Origin of the sequence: Dactylosporangium siamense (genome assembly GCF_016862795.1) — a bacterium.
Lineage (GTDB): Bacteria > Actinomycetota > Actinomycetes > Mycobacteriales > Micromonosporaceae > Dactylosporangium > Dactylosporangium siamense.
This window is the reverse complement of the sequence record NZ_BONQ01000162.1, coordinates 43,954-63,090: the sequence shown is the minus strand read 5'-3', so window position 1 is coordinate 63,090 and position 19,137 is coordinate 43,954. Positions and strand designations below refer to the sequence as shown.

The following is a 19,137-nucleotide window of genomic DNA, read 5'->3' as shown; positions in this document are numbered from 1 at the left end:
CGTTGGGCGAGGGCGGTCGGGTGCGGGTGGGCGGTGGTGCCGTGGCCGGCGGTCGCGGTGCGCGGGTCCGGGTTGGCGTCGCGGGCGACGGCGGGCGGGGCGGGGTGGTCGTGTGATCCGGGTGATGATCGCCGATGACCAAGCGCTGCTGCGGGGCAGCTTCCGGGTGCTGGTCGACCTGAGCGAGGACTGCACGACCGTTGCCGAGGCGGGCAACGGCGTCGAGGCGGTGGCGCTTGCCGGCGCGCATCGGCCCGATGTCGTGCTGATGGACGTCCGCATGCCGCTGATGGACGGGATCGAGGCGACCCGGCGCATCTGCGCGGACCCGGCGACGGCTGCCACGCGGGTGCTGATCCTGACCACGTTCGACCTCGACGAGTATGTCTACGGGGCGTTGCGGGCCGGGGCGAGCGGGTTCCTGCTCAAGGACACCCCGCCGACGGAGCTGCTCACCGCGATCCGGGTCGTCGCCGCGGGCGACGGGCTGCTCGCGCCGTCGGTGACGCGGCGGCTGATCGGCGAGTTCGCGCGGCGGCCCGCGACGGCGACGCCGCTGCACCGGCGGCTGGACGGGATCACCGGACGGGAGCGGGAGGTCCTGACGCTGATCGCGCGGGGATCGTCCAATGTGGAGATCGCCGGGCAGCTGAATCTGAGCCTCGCCACCGTCAAGACACACGTCAGCCGGCTGCTGGCGAAGCTGGAGGTGAGGGACCGCGCGCAGCTGGTCATCGTCGCGTACGAGACGGGCCTCGTGACCGTCGCCTAACCGGCGGAACGGGGGACGGCACGGTGGGTTACGGCACGGCGGTGAAGAACTCGTAGGCGATGCCGTCCGGGTCGAGGATGTAGACGCCGCGGCCGCCGCCGAGGTGGTTGATCTGGTGGTCGATCAGGCGCGGTGCCGAGCCCCACGACAGGCCGGACCGTTCGGCGAACGCGAGCGCCGCGTCGAAGACGCCGTCGTCGACGAGGAACGCGTAGTGGCCCGGTCGTGCGCCGGAGCGGTCGTCGAAGTCGAGGGTGAGGTCGTCGTTGACCCGCACCGGCGCGAAGGGACCGGCCGGTGCGCCCACTTCGAGGCCGAGCAGCCCGGCCAGCAGCCGCGCACCTCGGTGGCGATCGGCGACCGGGACGACGGTGTGGTTGAGGACGATCATCGTGGGGTCCCTTCGGCAGTGGCGAGTCGGACGAGGTACTCGGCGAAGCGGCGGGCGTCGCGGGCCGGCCAGTCCGCGACCATGCGGGCGAACGTCTGCTCCTGCCACGCCCGGGCGGCGGCGAGCAGGTCCGAGCCGGCCGGGGTAAGGTCCAGTTCGGTGCGCCGCGCGTCCTGCGTCGACACCGTCTTCGTGACGAGGCCCGCGGCGACCGAGGCGGCGAGCATCCGGCTGGCGTTGGACCGGTCCAGCCCGAGCTCCACCGCGACCGCGCCGATCTGTGCGGGCCGGCCGGAGGCGTCGATCGCCTCCAGGACCAGGATGTGCGCGACGTCGCCTTCGCCCTGGGTGATCCCCGCCGCCCACCGCCGCGACCAGAACCGCACCAGCCGGAACAGTGCCGGCCCACCACCAAAATCCGTGTGCATCGCACAGATATTACGTGCGAAACGCACGCATTGGCAACCCTGAGAGGATCGCGCGGCATGAGACCCACGTGGCAGGACCTGCCCGCCGAAGTTCGCCGGGCCGTCGAGGAGGTCATCGGCGGACCCGTCGCCCGTGCGGAGAGCTGCCCGGGCGGCTTCTCGCCCGGCTTCGCCTCGCGGCTCACCCGCACCGACGGCGAGCGCCGCTTCGTGAAGGCGATCGACGCCGGCACGTGGCCGCACGAGGTCGACGCCTACCGGACCGAGGCGGAGGTCGGCGCCGCGCTGCCGGACAGCGTGCCGGCGCCGCGTTGGCAGGGTGGGTACGACGACGGCCGCTGGTGCGTGCTCACCTTCGAGGACGTCGACGGTGCCGCTCCGGGCCCGACGCCCACCGACATCCGGCGGGTGGTGGAGGCCATCGCGAACCTGGCCATCCCGTCGCCCATCAGGCTTCCGGCCGAGCATCCCCGCCTCGGCGGCTGGGCCGACCTCGCCACGGATCCGACCCGCGTGGCCGGGCTGCGGCGGCTCGCGCCGTGGGCGGCCGACGACCTGCCGTGCCTCATCGAGCTGGAGCGCGACGGCATCGAAGCCGCCCGCGGGAACGCGCTGGTGCACGGCGACCTGTACCCCCACAACATCCTGCTGACCGCGGCGCGGGTGGTGTTCGTCGACTGGCCGCACGCCCGACTCGGCTCGCCGGTCATCGACCTGGTCGCGTTCCTGTCCAGCGTCGCTGCCGACGGTGTCGATCCGGAGCCGTACGTGCCCACCGGCGGCGCCGTCATCTCCAGCGTCGCCGCCGACGGTGTCGACCCGGAGCCGTACGTGCCCACCGGCGGCGCCGTCACCGGGGTCCTGGCCGCCCACGCGGGTTTCCTGCTCGCCGGTGGGCTGGCGGCCGGCCGTACGCCGATCACCGAGGCCAAACTCCGCCTCGGCCGCGGTGCGCTCGCCTGGCTGGAGACCCGGTTGTAAGTTTCACCCGGCGTCACCAGGTAGCGACGCTGCACGGTGGCGAACCACACCGCGTCGGGCTCGCGTCACTCTACGCTGCCGGGCATGTTCACACGGGTACTGGTGATGCTGGCGCTCGTGCCGGCGGCGGTGGTCATGGCCGAGCCGGCGCACGCGCACGCCCGGCCGGCCAACGGGTTCTCGCGGCAGGGTCCCTGGAACACCAAGCTGCCGCGGCACGTGCCGCTCGCGGCCAACTCCGCCGCCGTCGTGGAGAACATCCGCCTCGACAAGGTGAACAACTACGGCTCGTGGGCGGTGAACACCGACGAGTACTCCACCCCGATCTTCACCGTCGGCCGGGACACCCCGACGCAGCGGTGGACGTTTTCGGACTGTCTCAACCTGCCGGAGCTGGCGCCCGTCATCGCGGACAGTCTCGCCGCCGTGCCGACCCCGGCGGACCTGATCGTGTCGAAGGGCACCGACGCCCAGGTCACCATCTACCAGCCGGCGACCGACACGTACTGGGACTTCTGGCGCGCCGAGAAGGACGCCGCCGGGCACTGGTCGGCGTGCTGGGGCGGGAAGATCGAGCACTACTCCCGCAACCCCGGCATCTTCGCCAACCCGCTCGGCGCGACCGCGACCGGCCTGCCGATGGGCGCGTTCACCATCCGCATCGACGAGCTGCGCCGGGGCAGGATCGACCACGCGGTCAACATCGCGACCGTCCGCACCCGCAAGGACTGCGACTCGTGGCCGGCGACCCGCAACGACGGCAACACCGAGGGCGCCGACATCGCCTGCGAGGGCCAACGCTTCCGGCTCGACCCGGCGTTCGACGTCAGCGTGCTGCGCAGCCCGGCCGCTCGCACGATCGCCCGCGCCATGCAGGAGTACGGCCTGATCATGACCGACAAGGCCGGCGCGCTCGTCACCTACGCCGAGGACCCGCGCCCGTCCATGGCGGCCAACGGCGGCGTCGACCCGTACTTCGCGCTCATGGACCCCGACGACATCGTGCCCGACGGCGTCGAGAAGTACCTCATCCTCGGCGAGATCCCGGTCGAGCGGCTGCAGGCACTGCCATACGACTACGGCCGCCCCTGCTGACAATTGCGAGCCGGGCGGCGATACGTCATCATCACCGCATGATGATCAACCGGAAGGGCGGCCTCCGCCCGGCTCGATGAGCCCGCACGGGTGGCACCTGCCACCGGCCGAGGACGAGAGCCCGCACGACAAGAGCCCGCACGACAAGAGCCTGCACGACAAGAACCCCACCTACCTCGCACACGCACGAGCCCTCGCGGCCCTGCACGGTCCCGGCCCGTGGCCGGACGGCGGCACACCGCTGCCGGACCAACGGCCGCGAACAGCAGCACCGCTGATCTCCGACGCCGTGCTCGACGGCATCCGCACCCAGCACATGGCCCCGAGCAGGCAGCCGACCGCCCTGCCGGACCTCGTCGAGACGCTCGTGCGGCAGCAGCCGACGACGGCCGCACTGCGGCGATTGCGCGACGCGGCGACCGCCGGCTCACCGCTGTCCAGCGCCGACGAGCTCGTCGCGCAGGTCCGCGACCGTGACCTGCCCACCGCGCGGGTGCGCGAGCTCGCCCTGCGCCTCGCCGAACACGGCACCAGCCGGGGAGAGGTCGCCACCGGCATCGTCCTGCTCGGCGCCAGCGGGGACCGGCGCGACCGCGACCTGTTGCTGCTGCTCGGCGCGCTGGACGACCTGACCCTCTTCGCCGCCGTCGCGCTGCTGCGCACGCAGCCCGACCCGGAGCGGGCCGTGTTCGACCTGGCGCGGAGGGTCGACGGCTGGGGCCGCATCCACGTCGTGGAGCGGCTCCGCGGCACCGGCGACCCCGAGATCAAGGCGTGGCTGCTGCGCGGCGGGTACCGCAACAGCATCATGGACGAGTACCTCGCCCACCTCGCGGCCACCACCGGCGGCCTGCTCGACGCGCTGGCCCCGGACACGATCGACGACGAGCTGCTCCTCGGCGCCGGCGGCATCCTGCACGCCCTGTGCTGGGGCGGCCCGGCGGCGGACATCACGCACTACCCGGACGGTCCGCGGGTCATCGACCGCTACCTCACCCACGCCGGCAACCGTCCGCCCGACCTCGTGCGGATCGCGATCGTCGGCACCCTGCACGACTTCATCGACGAGGGGGCGCTGCGCCCGACCGGGGGAGGGCCACGGGCGGAGGCCATGAACTGTTCCACCGCGGAACGGCTCCGGCTCGTCGACGTGTGCGACGCGCTGACCGCCCGGCCCGCCTGGCGGGACCTCGTCAAGGACGCGTTGCGCGCCGGCGACCGGCGCGCGATCTGGGCGGCCGAGCGGCTGCGCCTCCCGCTGGACGAGATGCTCCGCGACCAGCTTCGCGGCGACCCCTACGACAGCCACCTGTGGTTCTCGTTCGTCGACGGCACCGATGACATCGACGGCCTGCTCGAGTTCGCGGCGGGGATCCTCCCGCTGCGCGACCTCGCCACCGGACCCGGTCTCGACCTCGGCGCCGGCAGCGGTGGGCCCGAGGGTGCGCTCGACATCATCGTCAGCCGCCTCGACGAGCATCCCGGCAAGGGCTGGCCGCTGATCGAGGCGGCCCTGGCGAACGCGACGATCCGCAACCGCTACGGGGCCGTGCGGGCGCTCGGCGCCTGGCCCGCCGGGACGCCGGCCGCGGTGGCGGCGCTGCGGCGCGCGGCGGACGTCGAACCGGACCCCGAGATCCGTGGCCGGATGCGTGCGCTGCTGCGGAAGTGGCGGATGTAACGGTGGTTCAGCGGGGCTGGCCGAGGAAGGCCCGCCCCGCCTGCCGCTCGCGCTCGGCGGTCAGGAACGCGGCGAGCTCGGCCCGCTGCTCGTCGGTCATGGCGTCCTTCGGGACCGTGAACGACTGCGCCCGGCCGACCATCAGGTACCAGGCCTCCGGGGTCTCGACGATGCTGTCGATGCCGGCCCACCGGAACCGGGACTCGGCGAGAGGGAAGACGACGGTCAGCCACTCGTCGGTGATCGTCATCTGGCAGCCGTCCTTGATGATGCGCGACTGCATGCTCGTCGTGCGGGCCGCCGTGAACGGCCCGAGGACGGTCATGAACAGCACGCCGGCGACGGCGAGGAGCATGCCGAACAGCACCAAGTCGCTGAGCGTGAGCAGGACCAAGCTCATCGCGACGATGACCCCGCCCAGGACGCGGAGGATCCGGATCTGCGGCCGCAGCACGAGGGTGATCGTGCGGCGCAGCCGGGCCTCGTCGTACGGCACCCACATGCTGATCTGCATCGGCGCATGCTAAGGGGTACGGTAGCGGCACGTCACGCGGGGGAGGCGGCGGTGGGGAGACGATGGCTGCTGCCGGTGGTCGGAGCTGCGGTGCCGGCGGCCGGGGCGGTGGCACTCTGCGCCTTCAATCCGGCGACCGGGCCGGGCTACGACGGTGTGCTGAGCGCGCTGAACCCACTGGCGATGGCCAGCTGCTGCGGCGCGGTCGTGCTGCTGATCGCGGCGCCGGTCACGTTCTGGTACCTGCACCAGAACGCCACCGATGAGGCGGTGGCCAAGGACGCTGACGAAGCACGGTAGCTGAGCTGAGGTCATACGATCACCTGCATGGCCGTCATTACGGGGGACCGCAGGACCTTCCACCAGCTGCTGATCAACACGCTGCTGGTGTCGGTCGTCAACTACACGGTCTGGTTCGCGATCACGTTCTACGTGTACCTGGAGACCCGCTCCGTGTTCGCGACCGGGGTCGTGTCGGGCATCTTCCTGGTGATGACGGCCGTGACCGGCATCTGGTTCGGCAGCCTCGTCGACCACCACTCGAAGACCGCGATGATGCAGGTGTCCGCGACCGCGTCGTTTCTCCTGTACGCGGCCGCGTTCGGTGTCTACCAGATCACGCCGCGGGAGGAGTTCACGGATCCGGCGAGCGTGCCGCTGTGGGCGCTGATCGTGCTGCTCATGGTCGGCGTCATCGTCGGCAACATCCGCACCATCGCCCTGCCGACGCTGGTCACCGTCCTCATCGAGGAGGACAGCAGGGACAAGGCCAACGGCCTGGTCGGCACGACCTCGGGGGTGTCGTTCCTGGTCACGTCGGTGATCAGCGGCTTCCTCGTGGCCATCGGCGGGATGTTCTGGGTCCTGGTCATGGCCCTCGCCGTGCTGGCGGCCGCCGTGGTGCACCTGTCGTTCGTCCGGGTGATCCCCGCCGCCGTCCAGGCCGCGGCATCGTCCGGGGACGAACCCCCGAAGCGCACCGTCGATCTTCGAGGCACGGTCGGTGTGGTACGGGAGGTGCCGGGCCTGACGGCACTCATCCTGTTCTCCACCTTCAACAACTTCCTCGGCGGCGTGTACATGGCGCTCATGGACGCCTACGGGCTGTCGCTGGTCAGCGTGCAGACGTGGGGCCTGCTGTGGGGCGCGCTCAGCGCCGGTCTCATCGTCGGTGGTCTGTGCGTCTCCCGGACCGGCCTGAGCAGCAACCCCGTCCGGCTGCTCCTCCTCGTCAACGTCGTGCTGTGGACCGTCACCGTGCTGTTCCCGCTGCGCTCCTCGATCGTCCTGCTCGGCGCCGGCATGCTCATCTACATGGTGCTGGTGCCCTACGCCGAGGCCGCCGAGCAGACCATCCTGCAGAAGGTCGTGCCGTATGAGCGGCAGGGCCGCGTGTTCGGTTTCGCGCAGAGTGTCGAGCAGGCCGCGTCGCCGCTGACCGCGTTCCTGATCGCGCCGATCGCCCAGTTCGTCTTCATCCCGCTCATGACCGACGGCGCCGGCGCCCGCGCGATCGGCGGCTGGTTCGGCACCGGCGCCGACCGCGGCCTGGCACTCGTCTTCGTGCTCACCGGCGTCGTCGGCCTGATCGCCAGCGTGCTCGCGTTGCGCAGCGGCCCGTACCGCCGCCTCAGCCACCACTTCAGGACCGCCGCGGCCCCGAAAACCGCCGCCGAAACCGCCGACCTGGCCGCCGACGAAGACGCCGACGTGGCCGGGCCGCGCTAGGGCGGGTTATGGGCACCGGCGGGTAAATCCGTTGCCTGGCAACGGCTCCGGTGCTGCACTGGGGGCCGGAGGTGGATGGTGCATCGTCATCAGCGGCCGGCGGGCGCCGGTCATGTCGGGGACCGCGTGAAGCTGCACCGCAGGGCGGTGCGGTGTGACGGGCGCGAGTTCACCGTCATCACGCTGCGGCCGGACACCGACTGCCGGTTCAGCACCAACTTCCACCACGACACGTGGCACATCCTCAGCGACTGGCGCGGGGCGCGGCTGCTGGGCCGGCTGCTGTGGGGACTGGCGTACCAGCGCCGCCCCGGCACCCTGATCCTCATCGACCGGCCGCACCTCGGTCCGAACCCGTTCGACGGCCGGCCGGGCGACCCGATCGTGCTCGTGCCGTCGGACCTCACCGCGCTGAGCGTGCGGACGGCGCAGGCGCTACGGCGCCGGCTGCCGCTGCGGGGTGCGCCGGACGGCACCGTCCGGTGGCAGACCCATGGGCTCGATCCCGTTATGGCGCAACGGATTCCGTGGTATGAGCGGCCGCCCGGCGTCAAGCATGCGCCGATCGTGCCGGTGCGGGGGCCGCAGCCGAAGATCGACCGGCTGGGCGGGCTGCTGATGTTCGCCGCGTCGGCGCACGATCTGCGCGGCTACGCGCCGGACGTCCACGAGCTGGGCCGGTATGCGTTCCGCGGCATGGACTACACCGAGGTCGAGTCCCCGGACGGTGAGGTGCAGGTCTTCAACGACTTCCGGCACCGGGTGTCCGCCGCCACCGCCGCTCGGCGGGAGCTGCGGGCCGAGGGCGTCGCCGGGCCGGGCTTCGACGAGCTGGTCTGGGACCGGGGGACCGACGTCCGCCGCCGGGCGCTGCGCCCGATCGCGGCCGAGACCGGGGCTTGACGGCCGGTAGCAGACTCGGACCATGCCCGATGAGGAGGCACCCGAGGACAAGACGCCCGCCGCGCCGCGGAAGCGCTGGGGGTGGCGCAAGCTCGTGCGCCGCCTCGCGATCCTCGCCGTGGCCGGCGTGCTCGGCGTGGTCCTGCTGGTCGCCGGCAGCGTGATCTGGGTGCGCTCCGGCGCCGACGGCCACCTCTACACCGAGCAGACGGTGCCCGAGGCGCCGGTCGCCCTGGTGCTCGGCGCGCAGGTGTACGAGGGTGGCACGCCGTCGCCGTTCCTCGAGGCCCGCCTGGCCCTGGCCCGCCGGCTCCTGGAAACCGGCAAGGTGAAGGTGCTGCTGGTCTCCGGCGACAACATGCACCACGACTACGACGAGCCGACCGCGATGCGCGCCTGGCTGATGGACCACGGCGTGCCCGAGCGCAGGATCGTGCGGGACTACGCCGGCTTCGACACGTACGACTCGTGCTCGCGCGCCAAGCGCGTCTTCGGCGTCAGCAAGGTGACCGTGGTGACGCAGTCCTACCACATCGCCCGCGCCGTCATGCTCTGCCGCCGGGTCGGCCTGGACGCGACCGGGGTCGGCGACGACAGCGTCAGCCGGTTCAAGGGCCCATGGCGCAGCAACGCCCGGCGCGAGTACCCCGCCTCCGTCAAGGTCGTCTACGACGTCGTGTCCGGCCGGGATCCGGTGTACCTCGGGCAGCACGAGACCGGCGTCGAGGACGCGCTGCGCGACGGCTGAAACTCCTGCTCAACCTGCGCCGGCCCCGCCTCCGGCGGTGGGTGGAAGGCGCCTGCTCATCTGGCGGTGCTGAGCTCGGCTCCGGTCAGGGGGTCGTACCGGTGCTCGACGGTCGCGCCGCCGCCTTCGACGCGCAGGACGCCGTCGCGGACGAGGTCGTCGGTGGTGAACATGCGCCAGCTCGCGCCGCCCCGCCGGACCTCGACCGGGCCGGTGTAGTCGCCGGTCGCCGAGGTGATGCTGTACGCCGGGCCGGACGGAGGGATCACGTCGAGCCCGCCGTCGGCGCGGATGACCGTGGTCAGGACGAGGGTTCCGGCGCCGTCCCGGATCGGCGCCGGCTGCCCCGCGGAGAACCTGGACCGGCCCTGCCCGGTGACGTCCTGCCCGTTGTAGAACGTGCGGCCCCGCTCGTCGACCCAGAAGTGCGGCACCGTCGCCGGGGTGGCCCGCGTCGTCGCGCCCGGGTAGTACGACAGGTGCCAGTGCGGCGGGTTGTCCTGGTGCAGCGGGTTGTTCGTCTCGAAGCCCTCCAGGGCGAAGAAGTGCCCGCGCCGGCGCGCCTCGGCGGCGGCCCCCGAGTCGCGCAGGATCTCGTCGCAGGCGGCCAGGTAGGTGACCACGGCGTGCACCTCGCCGGCCGGCCAGGCCCGGGTCGCCCAGTAGCCGGCCGCGCGGTCCGGGTGGTTGTGGGCGGCGAGCCAGAGGATCCCGCTGCCGGCGTCGGACAGCCGGCTCCACACCTGGATCGTCGGTGACTCCGCGAGCGGCGAGGCACCGGCGACCGGCAGGTCGACCGCGACCGTGCCCGCGGTGCCGTCCGGAGAGGTCAGCGGCAGCCGGCGGTCACCGGCGATCACGGCCCGGACCGCCTGCCCGGGCCAGCGCACCACCACCGGGACGCCGCCGCTCACCGGCCCCTGCACGAACGCGGTGAACTCGGCGCGGCTGGCCACCTGGTACTGCGGCCCGGCCAGCAACGAGTAGCCGGCCGGCACCGTGATCTCGGGCCGCTCCGGCGTGCCGGCCGTGGCCCGGACGACCCGGATCGCCGCGTACGCCGGCCCGGTGGCGTCCGCGTGAGCCTTTGCTATCGGCCGCCCGCTTGCGATCGTCAGCGCGCCGGCGGCGAGGCCGAGCAGGACGGTTCGACGGGTGCGCATCAGGCGTCCTCACTCGGTCCAGACCCCGATGATCATCGGTCCGGTGAGCGTATCCCGGCGGTGGGCCCGGCGGCGGCGCTTCCGCTCACCCGAGGGTGGTGCCGCCCTCGCGGTCCCGTGCCGAGAGCACGGTGTGCGGACCCAGCCCGAGCAGCGCGGCCGTCGTGGGACAGCCGGTGGAGGCGCACTCGCGCGGGTGCGCCAGGTAGGTCGCGTAGTCGATCGGCACGACGGTGACGGCGAGCGGCCGCAGTGGGCCGCGGGCCCAGTACCGCTCGGTGCCGGCCACCCGTTTCAGGGCCCGCTCGAGGCTGGGCGTGAACTGGGTGAGGTCGTGGCACACCAGCACCGGCCCGTAACCGGGCCAGTCGAGGCGCACCGCGAAGCCGTCCCCGCGGGCAGGGAGCCGCAGCAGCGTGCGGACGATGTCGGTGAGGCGTTCGAGTGGCATCGGCACCAACCCTTCCCAAGCACCAACGACCTACACCCGCGTAGGTTCTTCGAACATATGTTCGAAGAACCTACCATGGACACCGGAGCGGCAGGCCGCGAAACCACGGCCGTCACTGCGGGGCTCATACACCGGGGATGATGCGGCGCCCGCCGGGGCGGCCGACGATCGGCAGGTGCCGACCCGCCAGCCGCCGGACGTTGCGCGGGCGATGATCCTGCCCCTCGCCCTGGCCCAGTTCATCTGCAGCTACGCCGGCACGGCGATGAACGTCGCCATCGCACCCATGGCCCGCGACCTGCACACCACGGTCTTCGGCGTACAGACGGCCATCACGCTGTTCACGCTCACCATGGCGGCCCTGATGATTCCGGGCAGCAAGCTCACCGACGTGTGGGGGCGCAAGCGGTGCCTGGTGGCCGGGCTGGTGCTGTACGGCACCGGCGCGCTGCTCGCCGCGGTCGCTCCCGGCCTCGGCGTCATGATCGTCGGCAACGCGCTGCTGGAGGGCGTCGGCTCGGCGCTCATGATCCCGCCGATCTACATCCTCGTCACGGTGATGTCCCCGGACCTGGCCACCCGCGCGAAGTACTTCGGCATCGTCAGCGGCGCCGGCGCGCTCGGCGCCGCCACCGGCCCGCTCATCGGCGGGGTGATCACCAGCCTGCTCAGCTGGCGGGCGTCGTTCCTGCTGCAGGTCCTCGTCATCGCCTGGATCATCGTGCTGGTCCGCCGCCTGCCCGACCCCGCCGACGCCGGGCCGTCCCCGCGCTTCGACGTGACCGGCGCCCTGCTGTCCGCCGCCGGTCTGCTGCTCGTCGTGCTCGGCGTGCTGCAGTCCACCACCTACGGCTGGGGCGCCGCGCGGACCGACTTCGCCGTCGCCGGGCACGTCGTCATCGAACAGGGCGGCATCTCCCCGGTCTGGCTCTCGCTCGCCCTGGGCGCGCTGATGCTGGCCGCCTTCGCGCTGCACCTGCGCCGCACCGAACGCCGCGGCCGCGAGCCGCTGCTGCACCTGCGCCTGTTCGGCAACCGGGCCGCGAACCTCGGCCTCGGCACGCAGGCGGTCCAGTGGCTGGTCATGCAGGGCACGTTCTTCGTCACCGCCGTCTACCTGCAGGACGCCCGCGGCTACGACGCCGTCATGACCGGCCTCGTGCTCACCCCCGCCACCGCCGGCATCCTCGTCTCCTCGGCCGCCGCGGGCCGCTTCGCCCGCCGCCGCAGCCAGCGCACCCTGATCGTCGCCGGCTTCGTCCTGACCGTCGCCGGCATGGCCCTGCTGCTCGCCCTGGTGCACGGCGGGCCCGGCGTCGCGCGCACCGTGCCGGGCCTGCTGCTCGCCGGCCTGGGCCTCGGCACCATGCTGACCGCCTCGGTGAACCTGGTGCAGTCCGCATTCCCCGACCGCGACCAGAGCGACATCTCCGGCCTGTCCCGCGCCGTGTCCAACCTCGGCTCGTCACTGGGCACCGCCCTGGCCGGCTCGGTGATCGTGTCCGCCACCTATCCGGGCGGCCGTCCGTACGCCGCGTCACTGGTGGTCCTGGTCGTCGTGGCGGTGACCGGCCTGATCCTGGCCGTCCTCCTGCCCCGCACCCCGCTCCCGGAACCGCGGGACGCGGCCGCCGCAGTGACAGATTCACCACAGGAATGATTCGCCCGGTGAAGTATCTGAGCGGCTATCGTGACTGCGTGATCCGGATCGCGCACCGTGCGGGCAATACGCTGGCGGACCTGCGGGACGCTCTCGACGCCGGCGTCGACCTGGTCGAGGCCGATGTCAGGCTGTACCGGGGCGCGCTGGAGATGCGGCACGCCAAGGCGCTCGGGCGGCGGCTGCTGTGGGAGCCGTGGCGCGACGTCACCCGGCGGCGCGACGTGCCGGTGCCGCTGCTGGCGGAGATCCTCACCACAGCGGCCGGGGACTCGCGGCTGATGCTCGACCTCAAGGGGCCGTGGCAGGCCGTCGCGCCGCGGACGGCGGAGGTGCTGCGGGAGGTGGCGCCGGGCGTGCCGGTGACCGTGTGCACGCGCGACTGGGGGATGCTGGCCGCGTTCGAGGACCAGCCGCACATCCGGCGGGTCTACTCGGCGGGCAGCCGGCGCCAGCTCGAGCAGGTGCGGCAGCTGGTCAAGCGCCAGCGGGTCGACGGGTTGTCGATCCGGCTGAGCCTGCTCACCGCGGCCGTCGTCGCCGAGCTGCACCAGAATACGGACCTCATCATGGCCTGGTCGGTGGACACCGAGGCGGAGCTGGCGCAGGCCCGCGCGGTGGGAGTGTCCGGCATCATCAGCAAGAACCTGCCGCTGCTGCGGAGCCTCACGCCCGCCTGACCGCGGTGCCTCACGCCCGCGTGTCTGCGGAACGCCCGCCTGACTGCGGTGCCTCACGCCCGCGTGTCTGCGGAACGCCCGCGTGGCTGCGGGCGTCACGCCCGCGTGAGGAAGGCCCGGGCCTCCAGGACCAGCGGCAGGCAGTCCCGCGCCGGGACCCGGACCCACTCGCGCATCGGGCGGCCCGGGCGCGGGGAGCACGGCAGGCCCGCACCGGAGGCGATCAGCTCGGCCACCCGCGCTGCCGGAAGCTTCACGATCACGTCGTCGCCGGAGGCGAAGGCGTAGAACCGGCCGCCCGTCCGCAGGCCCGGGGAGCGCAGCATCCGGCCCTCCTCGTCGTCCGGGAACAGCTCCAGCAGGGGCGAGAAGTCGAACATGTCAGACCAGCTCCCTCAGCTCGGCGAGGCGTCGCGTGCGGTGGCGGCGCTCCGGGTCGGTGGCCGGGCCGTCGAGCGACGCGGTGAGCGCGGCGACGGCCTCGGCGTAGCGGCCGGCGCGGGCGAGCAGGTCGGCCCGGACCGCGTGCCAGCGTGGCGACGGCGGCAGGCCGGCGAGCAGCGCGAGACCGGCGTCGGTGCCGGCCGCCTCCGCCACCGCGACGGCGCGGGCCAGACCGGCCGCCGGGCTCGGGGCGACGGACATGAGCAGGTCGTACAGCCGGACGATCTCCGGCCAGTCGGTGCCGTCGTAGGAGGCGGCGCGGGCGTGCTCCGCGGCGATGGCGGCCTGTAGCTGATACGCGTCCGCGCGCCGGGACGAGGCGTGCAGGGAGGCGTTGAGCAGCGCGATCCCGCGGGCGATCGCCGCGCCGGACCAGTGGCTGCGGTCCTGGCGGTCCAGGGTGACGACCTCGCCGGTAGCGGACAGGCGGGCCGGGCGGCGGGCCTCGGTGAGCAGGAGCAGCGCGAGGACCGCGGCCGGGGTCGGCTGGTCGGGGAGCAGACCGTGCAGGAGCTCGGCGAGCCGGACCGCTTCGGCGCACGCGTCGACGTCGACGGCCGAGCCGCCACCGACCGGGGCGTGGCCGGCGGTGTAGAGGCTGTGGATGACGGCGCAGACGGCCGGCAGCCGGTCGGGGAGCTCGTCCGGCGGCGGCACCCGGTACGGGATGCGCGCCGCCGCGATCTTCTGCCTGGCCCTGGTGAGGCGCTTCTCCGTGGCGGCCTCCGTGGTGAGCAGGACGCCGGCGATCTGCGCGGGGGACAGGCCGCACAGGGTGCGCAGCGCGAGGGCGACCTGGGTCGGGGGCGACAGGGTCGGGTGGCAGCAGGTGAAGATGAGGCGCAGCAGGTCGTCGTGGACCACGGCGTCGGAGGGCAGGTCGGAGCGAGCGAGGTCGATCATCCGGCCGCCCTCCTCCTCCTTGCCGCGGCGGGCCTGCTCGCGGCGCAGGATGTCGATGGCCTTGCGCCGGGCGGTGACGGTGAGCCAGGCGCGCGGCTGCGGCGGCACCCCGGACACCGGCCAGGCGGCGAGCGCCGAGACGACCGCTTCCTGGACGGCGTCCTCCGCGATCTGCACGTCGCCGACGGTCCGGATCAGGGTCGCGAGGATCCGCGCCCCCTCGACCCGGATCGTCTCGGCGACCGCCTCAACCGTCACTCGGTGCCCCCTCGACCCGGATCGTCTCGGCGACCGCCTCAACCGTCACTCCGTGCCCCCTTGACCCGGACCGTCTCGGCGACCGCCTCAACCGTCACTTGGCCACGATGACCGGCCGGACCTCGACGGCCCCGCCCCACGCCGCCGGGATCTCGGCGGCGACCGCGACCGCCTCGTCCAGGTCGGCGGCCTCGATCAGGTAGTAGCCGGTCAGGGCCTCCTTGGTCTCGGCGTAGGGGCCGTCGGTCGTGACGACGCGACCGCCGCGGGCGCCCTCGACCCGGACCACCGTGGCGGTGGCGGTGGGGTGCAGCACCGCGCTGGCGCGGAGGCTGCCGGCGTGGTCGACCGCGAACCGGCGATACTCGGCCAGCTCGGCGGCCTGCTCGGGCGCCCACCAGTCGACGTCGGCGGTGTAGGTCAGGGCGAGATACTGCGGCATCGGACCGCTCCTTCCGCGGGACCGGGGTGGCCCCTCAACCTTGGAACGAACAGGAGTCTCTGGAAAGGACATGTCAGCGCGGCCGGGTCAGGCCGAGGTCGTAGGCGAAGATGACGGCCTGGATCCGGTCGCGGGCGCCGACCTTCGCCAGGACCCGCCCGACGTGCGTCTTGACCGTCGACTCGGACAGCACGAGCCGCTCGGCGATCTCCCCGTTGGTCCAGCCGTGCCCGATCGCGACGAGGATCTCCCGCTCCCGCTCGGTGAGCGATGCCAGGCGCGGATCATCGACGGGCGACGAGCCGAGGTGGGGCGCGAACGCGTCGAGGAGCCGGCGGGTGAGCGCGGGCGCGATGACCGCGTCACCCGCGGCGACCGCCCGGATGCCGGCCAGGAGCTCCTCCGGGTGGGCGTCCTTGAGCAGGAAGCCGCTGGCCCCGGCCCGCAGCGCCGCGTGCGCGTATTCGTCGAGGTCGAATGTGGTGAGCATGAGGATGCGGGAGCGGCCGCCGGCCTCCACGATCCGCCGGGTCGCCTCGATGCCGTCCATGCCGGGCATCCGCACGTCCATCAGCACCACGTCGGGACGCAGGTCGGTGGTGCGGCGCACCGCCTCGGCGCCGTTGCCGGCCTCGCCGACGACGTCGGTGTCCGGGTTGCTCTCCAGCAGCATGCGGAAGCCCAGCCGCTGCAGTGGCTGGTCGTCCACGATGAGCACGGTGATCATGCGTCGTCGCTTTCCACGGTTGGGCGCAGGTCCAGGTCGGCCTCGACGCTCCATCCTCCCCCCGGTGCGGGTCCGGCGGTCACGGTCCCGCCGTACATCGCGGCGCGCTCCCGCATCCCGATCAGGCCGTGGCCGGGCTCGCCATACGTCTGGGGCGCCCCGTTGTCGCGGACGGCGATCCGCAGCCGGTCGCCGTCGACCAACAGGTCCAGGCGCACCGAGGTGTCCGGGCCGGCGTGCTTGAGCGTGTTGGTGAGCGCCTCCTGCACGATCCGGTAGGCGGCCAGCTGGACCCCGGCGTCGAGCGCGTCGAGGTCACCGCTGCTGCGGTATTCGACCCGGGGCCCGGCGGCACGCACCCGCCGGCACAGCGGGTCGAGGTCGGCCAGGCCGGGCTGCGGGCTCAGGTCGGGCTCGTCGGCCTGCTCCCGCAGCACGCCGAGCATGCGGCGCAGCTCGGCCAGGGACCGGCGGCCGGTGTCGCCGATCAGCTGGAGCGCCTCCTTGCTGCGCGCGGGCGCGGTGTCGGCGGCATACGCACCGCCGTCGGCGAGCGTGACGATCACCGACAGGCTGTGCCCGACGATGTCGTGCATCTCGCGGGCGACGCGGGTGCGCTCGGTGGCCGCGGCGAGCCGGCTGCGCTGGTCGCGCTCGATCTCCAGCTGCACGGCCCGCTCCCGCAGCGTGGCCAGCTGCGCGCGGCGCAGCCGGATCGCGAGGCCGAGGGCCACGGCGGCGGTGCCGAAGACGGCGAGGCCGAACATGGCGTCCCAGGTCCCGATCGCGTCCGCCAGCCGGGCCACGACCAGCACGTATGCCACGAGCAGGGTCGGCGCGGCCCACGGCAGGCGGCGCAGCGAGCAGTGCAGCACGAGGTTGTACAACGCGACCAGCACCGCGACGTCGGCCCGGAACATGATGCCCGCGGCCCACTGGACGATGAAGACCACCAGCACGGCATGGAACGCGAGGAACGGCGACCGGCGCCGCCAGTACAGCGGAACCAGCAGCGCGGCCTGCAGCAGCAGCATCTGCGGTGCGGGGAGATCGGTCCACGAGATCGGCGGGCCGTCACCGTCGTGCCGGTCGCCGATGTCGGGGGCACCGAACGCCAGGAACAGCAGCAGCACGCCGCCGGCGTCCAGCACCCAGCGGTGCCGCGCGTCCCACTGCCGCACGCGGTGGGTGAGGCGCAGCACCGTGGTCGCCCACGGGTGCCCGACGTCCTGGATGCTCACGGGTCCATTCTCCCGACACCCACCGACAAAAACGCCTCGATGATCAGGCGTCGGCGCGCTTGAGCCGCAACGCCGCGCCGCCGAGCGCGAGCGCCGTCCAGCCCAGCAGGACCAGCAGCCCGGCGCCCGCCGACAGCGTGCCCGGCGTGTGGTGCAGCGCGAAGATCGACTCGCCGGCGTTGCCCGGCAGGTACGGCGTGACCTCGGTCCGCCACGCCTTCGGCAGCAGCGACATCAGGCCCGGCACCAGCAGGAACGCGCCCACCAGCGCGGAGATGCCGCCGGCGGAGGAGCGCAGCAGCGCGCCGAGCGCGACCCCGATGACCCCGACCAGGCCCAGGTACAGCCCGACCCCGAGCAGGCTCACCACGACCCCGTTGGCAGAGAAGCTCATCCCGGCGTCGGTGCCGGACAGCAGGCCGCTGCTGATCGCGAAGGCGACGAACACGCCGACGGCGCCGACGGCGAAGGCGACCGCGCCGTACACGGCGGCCTTGGCCCACAGCACCGGCAGCCGGCGCGGGACGGCCGCGAGCGTGGAGCGGATCATGCCGGTGGTGTACTCGCCGGAGGTCGTCAGGACGCCGAGGACGCCGAGCGCGATCAGCGCGAACGGCACCCCGAACAGGGCGAGGCTGTGCGCGGTCGCGCCGACGAAGTCCTCGTCGACCGGCTTGCCCGAGGACGTGCTGGACTTGAACTGCAGCGTGGCGATCGTGCCGATCGCGAGCAGGAGCAGCAGCCCGATCCCGAGGGTGATCCAGGTCGAGCGCAGCGACCACAGCTTCGCCCACTCGGCGCGGGCGACCCGCCGGCCGGTGACCTTGAGCGGAGCCGCCGCGACGGCCTTCGGTGCGACAAGTGTGGCGGTCATGCGGCTGCCCTCACGGTGGTGTGGTACTCGACGTCGTCCTTGGTCAGTTCCATGAAGGCCTCCTCGAGGGAGACCGCCTTGCCGGTGAGCTCGTAGAGGGCGATGCCGTGCGCGGCGGCCCTGATCCCGATCTCGCGGGCCGGCAGCCCGGTCACCTGCAGCTGCTCCGACCCGGGCCGGCCGGTGATGCCGACGCCGGGCCCGGCCAGGACCTGGCGCAGGCGACCCGGGTCGGCGCTGGCGACGACGACGGTGTCGCCGCCGGCGTCGCGGACGAGGTCCTGCACGGTGGTGTCGGCGAGGACCCGGCCGCGGCCGACGATGATCAGGTGGTCCGCGACGAGGGCCATCTCGCTCATCAGGTGCGAGGACAGGAAGACGGTGCGTCCCTCGGCGGCCAGCCCGGTCAGCAGCTGCCGGATCCACAGGACACCCTCGGGGTCCAGGCCGTTCACGGGCTCGTCGAGCATGACCGTCTGCGGGTCGCCGAGCAGCGCCGCGGCGATGCCGAGCCGCTGGCCCATGCCGAGGGAGAACGCGCCGGCCCGCTTGCGGGCCACCGGCTGCAGGCCGGTCAGCTCGATCACCTCCGACACCCGGGCACGGGAGATGCCGTGCGTGTGGGCGAGGACCATCAGGTGGTCGAACGCGGACCGCCCGGGGTGGATCGAGCGGGCCTCCAGCAGCGCGCCGACCTCGCGCAGGGGCGCGGTGTGCCGGGCGTACCGGCGGCCGTTGACCGTCACCGAACCGGACGTCGGCGCGTCCAGGCCGACGATCATCCGCATCGTGGTGGACTTGCCGGCGCCGTTCGGCCCCAGGAACCCCGTCACCGCGCCGGGCCGGACCGTGAAGTCCACGCCGGCCACGGCTGTCTTGTCGCCGTACCGCTTCGTCAACCGCCGCGCTTCGATCATCAACGCCCCCAAGTACTCGAAGAACCGTGCGCCTTGAACGCTAGGCACGCGACCGGGGTATTCCGTGGTACCGCGGTCCGATCTCCGACCAGGTGAGTGGTACCGCGGTACCAGACCGCTTTTGGCAGAAAGTTCG

The 19,137-nt window shown here is 73.0% G+C and carries 22 protein-coding genes; 10 read left to right on the top strand and 12 right to left on the bottom strand.

The features are described 5' to 3' along the window. Positions 1-112 precede the first annotated feature (112 nt). Positions 113-772: a response regulator gene (locus Dsi01nite_RS49385; RefSeq protein WP_203853435.1), complete on the top strand. Its 660-nt coding sequence runs from the start codon at positions 113-115 to the stop codon at positions 770-772. Between the two features lie 28 nt (positions 773-800). Here Dsi01nite_RS49385 and Dsi01nite_RS49380 read toward each other — a convergent pair whose 3' ends face one another. Continuing rightward, on the bottom strand, positions 801-1,163 hold the full coding sequence (locus Dsi01nite_RS49380; RefSeq protein WP_239136921.1) for a VOC family protein: 363 nt from the start codon (positions 1,161-1,163) through the stop codon (positions 801-803). Further along, complete coding sequence (locus tag Dsi01nite_RS49375; RefSeq protein ID WP_203853434.1) at positions 1,160-1,591, bottom strand: MarR family winged helix-turn-helix transcriptional regulator; 432 nt, start codon at positions 1,589-1,591, stop codon at positions 1,160-1,162. The genes Dsi01nite_RS49380 and Dsi01nite_RS49375 overlap by 4 nt, the downstream gene beginning before the upstream one ends. A 57-nt stretch (positions 1,592-1,648) precedes the next feature. Here Dsi01nite_RS49375 and Dsi01nite_RS49370 point away from each other — a divergent pair, with 57 nt between their 5' ends. The 3 genes from Dsi01nite_RS49370 (at position 1,649) to Dsi01nite_RS49360 (ending at position 5,348) form a co-directional block, all read left to right on the top strand. Beyond that, positions 1,649-2,572 (top strand): phosphotransferase, encoded by a 924-nt coding sequence (locus tag Dsi01nite_RS49370; RefSeq protein ID WP_203853433.1) that lies wholly within the window; start codon positions 1,649-1,651, stop codon positions 2,570-2,572. 84 nt (positions 2,573-2,656) lie between these two features. Further along, entirely contained in the window at positions 2,657-3,667 is a 1,011-nt protein-coding gene (locus tag Dsi01nite_RS49365) for a hypothetical protein (protein WP_203853432.1), read from the top strand. A gap of 76 nt (positions 3,668-3,743) precedes the next feature. Then, entirely contained in the window at positions 3,744-5,348 is a 1,605-nt protein-coding gene (locus Dsi01nite_RS49360; RefSeq protein WP_203853431.1) for a hypothetical protein, read from the top strand. 7 nt (positions 5,349-5,355) lie between these two features. On the opposite strand, the gene Dsi01nite_RS49355 is transcribed toward Dsi01nite_RS49360, so the two are convergent. Then, positions 5,356-5,862 (bottom strand): YcxB family protein, encoded by a 507-nt coding sequence (locus tag Dsi01nite_RS49355; RefSeq protein WP_203853430.1) that lies wholly within the window; start codon positions 5,860-5,862, stop codon positions 5,356-5,358. Positions 5,863-5,913: 51 nt separating this feature from the next. On the opposite strand from Dsi01nite_RS49355, the gene Dsi01nite_RS49350 reads away from it, so the two are divergent. The 4 genes from Dsi01nite_RS49350 (at position 5,914) to Dsi01nite_RS49335 (ending at position 9,241) form a co-directional block, all read left to right on the top strand. Beyond that, positions 5,914-6,162, top strand: coding sequence for a hypothetical protein (locus Dsi01nite_RS49350; RefSeq protein WP_203853429.1), 249 nt, complete (start codon positions 5,914-5,916; stop codon positions 6,160-6,162). Positions 6,163-6,189: 27 nt separating this feature from the next. Further along, complete coding sequence (locus Dsi01nite_RS49345; protein WP_203853428.1) at positions 6,190-7,590, top strand: MFS transporter; 1,401 nt, start codon at positions 6,190-6,192, stop codon at positions 7,588-7,590. A gap of 126 nt (positions 7,591-7,716) precedes the next feature. Beyond that, positions 7,717-8,493 (top strand): hypothetical protein, encoded by a 777-nt coding sequence (locus Dsi01nite_RS49340; RefSeq protein WP_203853427.1) that lies wholly within the window; start codon positions 7,717-7,719, stop codon positions 8,491-8,493. 22 nt (positions 8,494-8,515) lie between these two features. Then, positions 8,516-9,241 carry a SanA/YdcF family protein gene (locus Dsi01nite_RS49335; protein ID WP_203853426.1) on the top strand — a complete coding sequence of 242 codons (726 nt, stop codon included), beginning with the start codon at positions 8,516-8,518 and terminating at the stop codon, positions 9,239-9,241. Positions 9,242-9,297: 56 nt separating this feature from the next. Here Dsi01nite_RS49335 and Dsi01nite_RS49330 read toward each other — a convergent pair whose 3' ends face one another. Together Dsi01nite_RS49330 and Dsi01nite_RS49325 are read right to left on the bottom strand one after the other, a co-directional pair. Continuing rightward, on the bottom strand, positions 9,298-10,404 hold the full coding sequence (locus Dsi01nite_RS49330; RefSeq protein WP_203853425.1) for a hypothetical protein: 1,107 nt from the start codon (positions 10,402-10,404) through the stop codon (positions 9,298-9,300). A gap of 85 nt (positions 10,405-10,489) precedes the next feature. Beyond that, positions 10,490-10,855: a hypothetical protein gene (locus tag Dsi01nite_RS49325; protein ID WP_203853424.1), complete on the bottom strand. Its 366-nt coding sequence runs from the start codon at positions 10,853-10,855 to the stop codon at positions 10,490-10,492. Between the two features lie 175 nt (positions 10,856-11,030). On the opposite strand from Dsi01nite_RS49325, the gene Dsi01nite_RS49320 reads away from it, so the two are divergent. Next, positions 11,031-12,515 (top strand): MFS transporter, encoded by a 1,485-nt coding sequence (locus Dsi01nite_RS49320; protein WP_239136919.1) that lies wholly within the window; start codon positions 11,031-11,033, stop codon positions 12,513-12,515. A 38-nt stretch (positions 12,516-12,553) separates the two neighbouring features. Next, positions 12,554-13,195, top strand: coding sequence for a glycerophosphodiester phosphodiesterase (locus tag Dsi01nite_RS49315; RefSeq protein ID WP_203853423.1), 642 nt, complete (start codon positions 12,554-12,556; stop codon positions 13,193-13,195). Positions 13,196-13,290: 95 nt separating this feature from the next. Here Dsi01nite_RS49315 and Dsi01nite_RS49310 read toward each other — a convergent pair whose 3' ends face one another. From Dsi01nite_RS49310 to Dsi01nite_RS49280, 7 genes are all read right to left on the bottom strand, one after another. Continuing rightward, positions 13,291-13,575 carry a hypothetical protein gene (locus tag Dsi01nite_RS49310; RefSeq protein WP_203853422.1) on the bottom strand — a complete coding sequence of 95 codons (285 nt, stop codon included), beginning with the start codon at positions 13,573-13,575 and terminating at the stop codon, positions 13,291-13,293. 1 nt (position 13,576) lies between these two features. Beyond that, positions 13,577-14,800: an RNA polymerase sigma factor gene (locus Dsi01nite_RS49305; RefSeq protein ID WP_203853421.1), complete on the bottom strand. Its 1,224-nt coding sequence runs from the start codon at positions 14,798-14,800 to the stop codon at positions 13,577-13,579. 94 nt (positions 14,801-14,894) lie between these two features. Beyond that, positions 14,895-15,242: a YciI family protein gene (locus Dsi01nite_RS49300; RefSeq protein ID WP_203853420.1), complete on the bottom strand. Its 348-nt coding sequence runs from the start codon at positions 15,240-15,242 to the stop codon at positions 14,895-14,897. Positions 15,243-15,315: 73 nt separating this feature from the next. Next, the gene (locus Dsi01nite_RS49295; RefSeq protein ID WP_203853419.1) at positions 15,316-15,969 is read right to left on the bottom strand and encodes a response regulator; all 654 of its coding nucleotides are present in this window, start codon (positions 15,967-15,969) and stop codon (positions 15,316-15,318) included. Further along, positions 15,966-17,210 (bottom strand): sensor histidine kinase, encoded by a 1,245-nt coding sequence (locus Dsi01nite_RS49290; protein ID WP_203853418.1) that lies wholly within the window; start codon positions 17,208-17,210, stop codon positions 15,966-15,968. The genes Dsi01nite_RS49295 and Dsi01nite_RS49290 overlap by 4 nt, the downstream gene beginning before the upstream one ends. 43 nt (positions 17,211-17,253) lie before the next feature. Further along, a complete protein-coding gene (locus Dsi01nite_RS49285) occupies positions 17,254-18,084 on the bottom strand; it encodes an ABC-2 transporter permease (protein WP_203853417.1) in 831 nt (276 codons plus the stop codon). Next, complete coding sequence (locus Dsi01nite_RS49280) at positions 18,081-19,001, bottom strand: ABC transporter ATP-binding protein (RefSeq protein ID WP_203853416.1); 921 nt, start codon at positions 18,999-19,001, stop codon at positions 18,081-18,083. The genes Dsi01nite_RS49285 and Dsi01nite_RS49280 overlap by 4 nt, the downstream gene beginning before the upstream one ends. Positions 19,002-19,137: the final 136 nt, after the last annotated feature.